The sequence below is a fragment of the Lysobacter sp. 1R34A genome, assembly GCF_051217035.1.
Lineage (GTDB): Bacteria > Pseudomonadota > Gammaproteobacteria > Xanthomonadales > Xanthomonadaceae > Lysobacter.
The window spans coordinates 1-9,690 of the sequence record NZ_JBPKJP010000125.1 but is presented as its reverse complement, the minus strand read 5'-3'; the positions used below and the strand labels follow the sequence as shown (position 1 = coordinate 9,690).

The window sequence follows — 9,690 nt, the reverse complement described above, 5'->3', positions numbered from 1 at the left end:
GCGCCAAGGCCGAGCAGGCCGAGGAAGAGCAGAAGACCAAGCTCGCCGACGCCAGCGTCGTCGTCGCAGCCGCCGAAGCGGCCGCCGACACGGCCACGGCCGTGCGCAAGCCGCCGACGGCCCACGGCCACGGCCATCCGAAGCCGGCCGCGCCGGCTCCGGCCCGGGTCGATCACAACGCGCCGCGCCACAAGACCCGCGGCTCGCACGCGATGGTCGCCGGCGTCGAGGACGACGATGCGGCCAACCGCTTCGCCGGCCAGCTGCACCTGAGCGCTTCCGACCGCGCCCGCCGCACCAGCAGCTCGCGCGGCAAGTCGCGGCCGCAGCCGCGCCGCCAGTCCGAGCAGGCGCGCTCCGGCGGCGGCCAGCACGGCTTCTCGCGTCCGACCGCGCCGATCGTGCGCGAAGTCGCGATCGGCGAGACCATCACGGTCGCCGACCTGGCCCAGAAGCTCGCCCTCAAGGGCGGCGACGTGGTCAAGGCGCTGTTCAAGATGGGCGTCATGGCGACCATCAACCAGAGCATCGACCACGACACCGCCGCGCTGGTGACCGAGGAGCTCGGCCACACCGTGGTGCGCACCAACGCCAATGCCGCCGAGGACGCGCTGATCGCGCATGCCGAGGAAGTGCAGGGCGACAAGGTCGCGCGTCCGCCGGTGGTGACCATCATGGGTCACGTCGACCACGGCAAGACCTCGCTGCTCGATTACATCCGCCGTACCAAGGTCGCCTCGGGCGAAGCCGGCGGCATCACCCAGCACATCGGCGCGTACCACGTCGAAACCGCGCGCGGCGTGATCAGCTTCCTGGACACCCCGGGCCATTCCGCCTTCACCTCGATGCGCGCGCGCGGCGCCAAGCTGACCGACATCGTGGTGCTGGTCGTGGCCGCCGACGACGGCGTCATGCCGCAGACCAAGGAAGCCGTGCAGCACGCCAAGGCGGCCGGCGTGCCGCTGATCGTGGCGATCAACAAGATCGACAAGTCCGGCGCCGACCCGCTGCGGGTCAAGAACGAACTGCTCGCAGAGGGCATCGTGGCCGAAGATTTCGGCGGCGACACCCAGATGGTCGAGCTGTCGGCCAAGACCGGCGACGGCGTCGACGATCTGCTCGATGCGATCTCGCTGCAGGCCGAAGTGCTGGAACTGCGTGCGGTGCCGATCGGCCGCGCCACCGGCACGGTGATCGAATCCGCCCTCGACAAGGGCCGCGGCCCGGTCGCGACGGTGCTGGTCCAGCAGGGCCAGCTCAAGAAGGGCGACTACCTCGTCTGCGGCGTGCAGTACGGCCGCGTGCGTGCGCTGTTCGACGAGACCGGCAGCCAGGTCCAGGAAGCGGGTCCGTCGATCCCGGTGCAGGTGCTCGGCCTGTCCGGCGTGCCGGATGCCGGCGACGACTTCGTGGTCGTCGAGGACGAGCGTCTGGCCAAGGACGTCGCCCAGCAGCGCGACGCCAAGCGCCGCGAGTCGCGCCTGGTCGCCGCCGCGGGCAACCGCATGGAAGACATCATGGCCCAGATGGGCAAGGGCGAGGGCCAGCTGAGCCTCAACCTGGTCATCAAGGCCGACGTGCAGGGCTCGGTCGAGGCGTTGCGCCAGTCGTTGATGGCGCTGTCCAACGACCAGATCCGCATCAACGTGATCAGCTCCGGCGTCGGCGGCATCACCGAGTCCGACGCGAACGCGGCGGCTACGGCCAAGGCCACGGTGATCGGCTTCAATGTCCGCGCCGACGCGTCCGCGCGCCGCATCATCGAAGGCAACGGCGTCGACCTGCGCTACTTCTCGATCATCTATGACGTGATCGACCAGGTGAAGCAGGTGGCTTCGGGCATCCTCGGCGTGGAAATCCGCGAAGAGATCATCGGCATCGCCGAAGTGCGCGACGTGTTCCGCAGCTCCAAGTTCGGCGCGGTCGCCGGCTGCATGGTGGTCGAAGGCGTGGTCAAGCGCAGCAAGCCGATCCGCGTGTTGCGCGACAACGCCGTGGTGTTCGAGGGCGAGCTGGAATCGCTGCGCCGCTTCAAGGAGAACGTCGACGAAGTCCGCAACGGCACCGAATGCGGTATCGGCGTGAAGGCTTACAACGACGTCAAGCCGGGCGACCAGATCGAATGCTTCGAGCGCATCGAAGTGCAGCGCACGCTGTAAGCCGGGAATGGGGAATCGGGATTCGGCAATCGCGAAAGCGGGCGCCGGCGAACGATTCCCCATCGCTTCAACCGATTCACCATTCCCGATTCTCGTTTCCCGGATTCCAATGCCCAGCAGCAAATCGTTCCATCGCACCGACCGCGTTTCCGCCCAGCTCCGCCGCGAGCTGGGCACGCTGGTGCACGAGGCCGTGCGCGAGCACAACCTGCCGTCGGTCAGCGTGTCCGACGTCGAGGTCTCGCGCGACCTGGCCCACGCTAAGGTGTTCGTGACCGCGCTGCAGGCCGAGCGTTCCAAGGAGGCGGTCAAGGCGCTCAAGGAACTCTCGCGCGAGCTGCGCTACCAACTGGGCCGGGCGATGAAGCTGCGCCACGTGCCCGAACTGCATTTCCATTACGACGATTCGGTCGATCGCGGCGAGCGCATCGGCATCCTGCTGCGCGATCTGCCGCCGCTGGAAGCCGGGCAGGCCGACGGCGAAGCCAGCGACGCCGACGGCGACGCCAAGCCCGAGTAACAAACCCAAGGAACAAGCCCGAATAAGCGCCGGCGAGGGCACATGGTTGCGGCCTGCCTCGCGGCGGCGCTCCGGTCGCCACCCGCAGGGCCCGTTCCTGGCGGCGCTGGCGACGAGCACTGCCGGCGCCTCGCGCCGGCATGCGGCCGCAGTCCGCGCGGCGATTTGCTTCTATCTTTCCTTCCCATCTTTCTTGCCCGAGCAGGAGCCCCTGCATGTCGCAGCCACCGCCGCGTTACGGCGCGCCGAGCCCGCTGGCGAACGCCGCGCGGGTCATGCGCGCGGCCGAGGCCGAACGCCTGCAATGGCCGCTGGTCACCGCCATCGTCGACGGCGGCGGCCATCCGGTGATGTTGCACAAGCTCGATCAGGCGCAATATGGCAGCATTCCCGTGGCCCAGGCCAAGGCCGAAACGGCGCTCAGGTTCCGCCGTCCGACCAAGGCGTTCGAAGACGCGGTCGCCGCCGGCGGGTTGGGCTTGCGGCTGCTCGGCATCGATGGTCTGTCGCCGTTGGAAGGCGGGCTGCCGCCGATCGTGGGCGGCGAGGTGATCGGTGCGATCGGCGTATCCGGTACGCATTCGGTTCAGGACGCGCAGATCGCGCAGGCAGGGGCGGACGGTTTGCTTGAACACCACGCGTAAACGCAATTGGCGCAACGTCGACGGCCTGCTGCTGCTCGACAAGCCTCCCGGCATCAGCTCCAACCAGGCGCTGCAGCAGGCACGGCATCTGTTCCGCGCGGAAAAAGGCGGCCACACCGGCAGCCTCGACCCGCTCGCGACCGGCCTGTTGCCGCTGTGCTTCGGCGAAGCGACCAAGATCGCCGGGCTGCTGCTCGGCGCGCGCAAGGCCTACAGCGCCACCGCGGTGCTCGGCCTGACCACCGACAGCGACGACGCCGATGGCGCGCCGTTGCTCGAACGTGCCGTGCCCGAATTCGACGACGCGGCGATCGAAACGGCCCTGATGCCGTTGCGCGGCCCGATCCGCCAGCGCGCGCCGATCTACTCGGCGCTCAAGCAAGGCGGCGAGCCGCTGTACGCCAAGGCGCGCCGCGGCGAAGTCATCGAGGCGCCCGAGCGCGACGTCGTCGTTCATTCCCTGAGCGTGACCGGCCGTGACGGCCCGCGCCTGGAACTGCATATTGAATGCGGTTCCGGCACCTACGTGCGCAGCCTGGTCCGCGACCTCGGCGAAGCGCTCGGCTGCGGCGCCCACGTCGCGACGCTGCGCCGGCTCTGGGTCGAACCGTTCATGCAGCCGCGCATGATCACCCTAGACGCGTTGCGCGAACTGGCCGAGCAGGGCAGCGACCCCGCCCTCGACGCCTGCCTGCTGCCGATCGAGGCCGGCCTGACCGGTTTCGGCCGGGTCAGCCTGGACGCGAGCGCGGCCGAGCGCCTCGGGCACGGCCAGGCGGTCGGCTGCGAGCCCGGCGAGCCGGGCCTGGTCGCGGTGTTCGGCGAGGCCGGGCGCTGCCTGGGCCTGGGTTTGCGCCAGGCCGAGGGCCGGCTGCAGCCGCAGCGCCTGTTCCGTTGGGCGGCGCAAGGCGGCTGAGCGATGCTACGAACGCGATTCGTGCCAGGAGGCGATGCGGTGAACAGACCCAAGACGCTGCATATGCTCGGCGCGGCCATCTCGATGGCCTGGGCGGCGAGCCCTGCCATGGCGGCGAGCGCCCAGGTGGATCATGCCCGGCCCGAGGCCGTGGTCGAAGCCGCGCTCGCCTGCGCCAAACAACAGGATTTCACCTGTACGGCCCGGCTCATGGACCCGGCGGCACTGGCCGACTTTCGTCGTACGCTCGGCCCGGCCTTCGCGGAGAGCGCCGCCGATCCCGGCCTGGACAGCCTGTTCGGCGCAGACAGCGCCAAGCGCGCCAAGGAGATGGACGATGCCGAATTCCTCGCCCAGGTCCTGAGCCGGGTCAAGCGCCTGGGCCTGGTGCGCATCGACAGCGCCACCGTGGCTGCCTCGGTCGCCGAAGGCGAGACGGGCTACCACGCGGTGGTGCGCATCGCCGGGGATTTCGGTTGGCCGGAATCGGCGGCCACGGTCGTCGACCTGGTCAGCCTGCGCAGGGTCCAGGGGCAGTGGTGGCTGCAGCCGGGGCTCGAGGCCCAGGTCATGATCGACGGCCTCAAACAGGCGCGCATGCGCGATCTCGGCAGAAAGGCTGAACGGACGCCGGGCGAAGCCGGCGACTGACCGGCGGGCGCCATACCCGCCGCGGATGCGCCGAATCATTGGCCCACAGGTCGCATTCACCGCCGCGGGCTGGTACAATCCCGCCGCTTTTCAAGCACTTCCAAACGGGACCTGCTTGGGCGGCAATCCTTAACTTAAGCAAGCGGCGGGCCAGGCGGTGCGTCGGAGCGATTTTCTCGCGACCGATTCGCTTCTGCGGGCCCCGCGTCTATAGAGAACACAGTCATGTCGATCGACACCAGCAAGATCATTGAAGACAACAAGCGCGGCGCTGCCGACACCGGTTCGCCGGAAGTCCAGGTCGCCCTGCTCACCGCCCGCATCGAGTTGCTCACCGGCCACTTCAAGCAGCACAAGCAGGACCACCACAGCCGCCGCGGCCTGCTGATGATGGTCAACCGTCGTCGCAGCCTGCTTGACTACCTCAAGCGCAAAGACGGCGATCGCTACAAGGCTCTGATCGAAAAGCTCGGTCTGCGCCGCTAACCGGACACCTAACCGCGGCGCAGCGATGCGCCGCGGTTTGTTTTGGCGGGGATGAAAACCCGCGTGGCGCTGCAGGAGGCAACGCCGCCTGCGCTCGATGAGCGCATGGCTTCGACCTGGCGAAACCGGGTCACGTGCCACGCGGCCGGTCGGACCGGCGCAACGCACACCCACCTATTGGTCGCCGGCGCCGGCGGCCGACCGGAGCGGGGCAAGGGCCCCGACCGGAACGCATAGATACCGAAGGAACCCACCCGTGGCAAAAATTACCAAGACCTTCCAATACGGCAACCATCAGGTGACCCTGGAGACCGGCGAAATCGCCCGTCAGGCCGGCGGCGCCGTCATCGTGAAGATGGAGGACACCGTATTGCTGGTGACGGCCGTCGCCGCCAAGAGCGCGCGCGAAGGCCAGGACTTCTTCCCGCTCACCGTGGATTACCAGGAGAAGTTCTACGCCGGCGGTCGCATCCCGGGCGGCTTCTTCAAGCGCGAAGGCCGGGCGACCGAGAAGGAAACGCTGATCTCGCGCCTGATCGACCGTCCGATCCGTCCGCTGTTCCCGGAGGACTACCGTAACGAAGTCCAGATCATCGCCACGGTCATGTCGATGAATCCGGAAATCGACGGCGACATCCCGGCCCTGATCGGCGCCTCGGCCGCGCTCGCGCTGGCCGGCACCCCGTTCCAAGGCCCGATCGGCGCGGCCAAGGTGGGTTACAAGAACGGCCAGTACCTGCTCAACCCGACCGCCGCCGAGCTGGCCGAGTCCGAGCTCGAGCTCGTCGTCGCCGGCACCTCGAACGCGGTGCTGATGGTCGAATCCGAAGCCAAGATGCTGTCCGAGGACGTCATGCTCGGCGCGGTGATGTTCGGCCATCGCGAAATGCAGAAGGTCATCAACATCATCAACGAGCTCGTCGTCGAAGCCGGCACCAAGCCGTCGACGTGGGAAGCTCCGGCCAAGAACGAAGCGCTGATCGCCGCGCTCAAGGAAGCCGTCGGCGACCAGCTCGTCTCGGCGTTCCAGGTGCGCGACAAGCTGCAGCGCCGCGACGCCATTAGCGCGATCAAGAAGGACGTGCTGCAGCGCCTGGCCGGCCGCGCCGAAGCCGACGGCTGGAGCGCCTCGGAGCTGTCGAAGGAATTCGGCGAACTCGAATACCAGACCATGCGCAACTCGGTGCTCGACACCAAGGTCCGCATCGACGGCCGCGCCCTCGACACCGTGCGCCCGATCGCCTCGCGCGTCGGCGTGCTGCCGCGCACCCACGGCTCCTCGCTGTTCACCCGCGGCGAGACCCAGGCCATCGTGGTCGCCACCCTCGGCACCGCGCGCGACGGCCAGATCATCGACGCCGTCTCGGGCGAGTACAAGGAACACTTCCTGTTCCATTACAACTTCCCGCCTTACTCGGTCGGCGAAGCCGGCCGCATGATGGGCCCGAAGCGCCGCGAAATCGGCCACGGCCGCCTCGCCAAGCGCGGCGTGCTCGCGGTCATGCCGACGATGGAAGAATTCCCGTACACCATCCGCATCGTCTCGGAAATCACCGAGTCGAACGGCTCGTCCTCGATGGCTTCGGTCTGCGGCAGCTCGCTGGCGCTGATGGACGCCGGCGTGCCGATCAAGGCGCCGGTCGCCGGCATCGCGATGGGCCTGGTCAAGGAAGGCGACAACTTCGTCGTCCTGTCGGACATCCTGGGCGATGAAGATCACCTCGGCGACATGGACTTCAAGGTGGCCGGTACCGCCGAAGGCATCTCGGCGCTGCAGATGGACATCAAGATCCAGGGCATCACCGAAGAGATCATGAAGGTCGCGCTGGGCCAGGCGAAGGCCGGCCGTCTGCACATCCTCGGCGAGATGGCTCACGCCCTCACCGAGTCGCGCACCGAGCTGTCCGAGTACGCGCCGCGCCTGCTGACCATGAAGATCCACCCGGACAAGATCCGCGAAGTGATCGGCAAGGGCGGCTCGACCATCCAGGCGATCACCAAGGAAACCGGCACCCAGATCGACATCCAGGACGACGGCACCATCGTCATCGCTTCGGTCAACGCCGCCGCCGCGCAGGCCGCGAAGGCGCGCATCGACCAGATCGTGTCCGACGTCGAGCCGGGCCGCATCTACGAAGGCAAGGTCGCCAAGATCATGGACTTCGGCGCCTTCGTGACGATCCTGCCGGGCAAGGACGGTCTGGTCCACGTCTCGCAGATCTCCAACGAGCGCGTCGAGAAGGTCAGCGACAAGCTCAAGGAAGGCGACGTGGTCAAGGTCAAGGTGCTGGAAGTCGACAAGCAGGGCCGCATCCGCCTGTCGATGAAGGCCGTCGAAGAAGGCGAGGGCGTCGCCGCCGAGTAATCGGCACACGCAACGTCGGATTCGAGAAAAGCGGGCTTCGGCCCGCTTTTCTTTTGTGCGGTTTAGTTACGTGTGCGCCATCAGTGCTCGAGCACGCTCACGCTGGTCACGTACTGCGAGTCGGCGGTCCATGGCGAGGGGTTGCCTACGCCAAGGCCGACCTGCAGGGTCTTGCCGGCGATGTTGCCCAGATCGAAGTAACGCATCGGCACCAGCGCGCCCGGGCACCAACTGCGCGGGTTGGTGGTGGTGTTGTTGCGGAAGATGCCGGGGTTGCCGCGCGGGCTGAACTGTTCGTAGCTCGCGCAGTCGGTCCGGGTGCTGAAGGCGGCGATCTGCGCGCCGTTGAGTTTCACCGCGATGTTGGTGTGGGTGTATTCCTGGCCGCCGCTGGACGCGCCGTAGCCGGCGATGCTGACGGCGAGGGTAGCGATGCCGAGGTTGGCGGTGTGCGAGACCGTGGCGGTGGCGATGCTGTCGTCTTTTTCCGACGAGCGCGACAGCAGGCCGATCACGTCCGGGTCGCTGCCGGGCGTCAGCGCCTGGGTCGAGACCAGAGCCAGCGAGTACTTGAAGCCGACTTCGGCGATCGCCGGGTCGGTCACGCCGTGCTGTTCGCAGGCATCGCCGCCGTATTGCGGATTGGCGCCGCCGCTGATGCCGACCCAGACGTCGCGGTCGGGGTTGGCCAGCGCGGCCGCATACGGGTTCATCGGCGCATCGGGGTAGACGCGGGGCGCCTTGCTGCCCTGCCACATGTCGCTGAACGGCGAAATGAAATCGGTGAAGGTCACTCGCGGCGTGTCGACGGTCGGCGTGACGCCTTTCGGCGTGCTGATGAAGAAGGCCGAGGCGAAGCGATCGTAGGGATCGCACTGGGCGTGGTAGGTGATGCGCAGGGCGACGTCGTCGCCGATCCTGGCCTTCTCGGCGTCGCTGAGCTTGCGGGCGTACTCGGTGCCGCGCTTCCACATCAGCACGCCCGCAGGCGGCGTGTAGGTAGTCGGCTCGGTGCTGCGGTAGATGCCGAACTGCGGCACCTGGTCGAGCACCTGCACCAGTTTCTCGCTCGCCGGCGGTGCATCGTGGACTTCGAACTCGTAGATGCGCGCGGCCGTGTCGCTGCCCTGGGTCGGCGTGGCGATGTCGAGGCGGACGTAGCGCGCGCTGGTCGCCGCGATCGGGTGGATGCTGACGTTGGCGCTGTTGTTGCTCACGCTGACCGCGGTGGTCCAGGCACTGCCGTTGGCCGAGGTCTGGATGCTGAAGTTCTTGCTGTTGAACGATGCGGGCTCGCCGCCGGCGCCGGCATGCCTGACGACGAAGCTCGATATCGAGCGGCCGGCGCCGAGGTCGACCTGCAGCCAACGTTTGCTGGCCGAAGAGCAGAACTTGTCGCTGTTGCCGCCGGCAGTGCTGCCGTTGAAGGCTTTCGCCGGCGCTTCGTTGGCGTTGCAGGCGGCCGAGCCGGTGGCGAGCCGGTTCAGGGCGAGGTTGGCGGCCGAGGCGGTGCCGGCCAAGCCCAGGCACAACAGCAGGCTCGCGAACGGCAGGGCGGGGTGCAGGATCGGCCGGGGTGGTGGAGCGCTCAATCTCGATGGCATGAGGATGTCCTTGAGTACGCGGAGGCCGGCTCGACGATCGGCCGCCGCGACGGTCGCGCGGCAACGGGCGGATCGAGCGGCCCGGGAACCGCGGGGGCCGCCGCGGCGGAGACCAAACGGTTTAGATCGATCCAAATCCGAGGTTAGGGCAGCGCCGGGGCGCACGTGCCGGCCGCAGGCCCGCTCGGGGGACGATTTAAGAGCACTCGTTCGCAGTTTCGGATCGCGGCTCGATCGGCCGGCGGGCGGGCGGCGCCGGCCGCACCGGCGTGCTGTACTCGCGGCGCAGGCTCATGGCGCGTCGCGTTCGCGGCTCCGGCTCGTGGCGCGCGGCGTCGCGGCTGC

General features: G+C 68.2%; 8 protein-coding genes. 7 read left to right on the top strand and 1 reads right to left on the bottom strand.

Going from position 1 to position 9,690, the window contains the following annotated elements:
- The 7 genes from infB to pnp form a co-directional block, all read left to right on the top strand.
- Positions 1-2,159: translation initiation factor IF-2 (infB, locus tag ACSAMQ_RS18530; protein WP_435397075.1), on the top strand; the 2,159-nt coding region annotated here is incomplete at its 5' end.
- Positions 2,160-2,268: 109 nt separating this feature from the next.
- Positions 2,269-2,679: a 30S ribosome-binding factor RbfA gene (gene rbfA / locus ACSAMQ_RS18525; RefSeq protein WP_435397074.1), complete on the top strand. Its 411-nt coding sequence runs from the start codon at positions 2,269-2,271 to the stop codon at positions 2,677-2,679.
- A 275-nt stretch (positions 2,680-2,954) separates the two neighbouring features.
- Entirely contained in the window at positions 2,955-3,323 is a 369-nt protein-coding gene (locus ACSAMQ_RS18520; protein WP_435397073.1) for a GlcG/HbpS family heme-binding protein, read from the top strand.
- Entirely contained in the window at positions 3,307-4,239 is a 933-nt protein-coding gene (truB, locus tag ACSAMQ_RS18515; RefSeq protein WP_435397072.1) for a tRNA pseudouridine(55) synthase TruB, read from the top strand. The genes ACSAMQ_RS18520 and truB overlap by 17 nt, the downstream gene beginning before the upstream one ends.
- Positions 4,240-4,302: 63 nt before the next feature.
- Positions 4,303-4,890, top strand: a complete 588-nt coding sequence (locus ACSAMQ_RS18510; protein ID WP_435397071.1) for a hypothetical protein — start codon at positions 4,303-4,305, stop codon at positions 4,888-4,890.
- A 225-nt stretch (positions 4,891-5,115) separates the two neighbouring features.
- Positions 5,116-5,376 carry a 30S ribosomal protein S15 gene (rpsO, locus tag ACSAMQ_RS18505; protein WP_031370860.1) on the top strand — a complete coding sequence of 87 codons (261 nt, stop codon included), beginning with the start codon at positions 5,116-5,118 and terminating at the stop codon, positions 5,374-5,376.
- 256 nt (positions 5,377-5,632) lie between these two features.
- Complete coding sequence (gene pnp, locus ACSAMQ_RS18500) at positions 5,633-7,741, top strand: polyribonucleotide nucleotidyltransferase (RefSeq protein WP_435397070.1); 2,109 nt, start codon at positions 5,633-5,635, stop codon at positions 7,739-7,741.
- A gap of 80 nt (positions 7,742-7,821) precedes the next feature.
- Here the strand turns inward: pnp and ACSAMQ_RS18495 are convergent, their stop codons facing one another.
- Positions 7,822-9,345 carry a discoidin domain-containing protein gene (locus ACSAMQ_RS18495; RefSeq protein WP_435397069.1) on the bottom strand — a complete coding sequence of 508 codons (1,524 nt, stop codon included), beginning with the start codon at positions 9,343-9,345 and terminating at the stop codon, positions 7,822-7,824.
- Positions 9,346-9,690 lie beyond the last annotated feature (345 nt).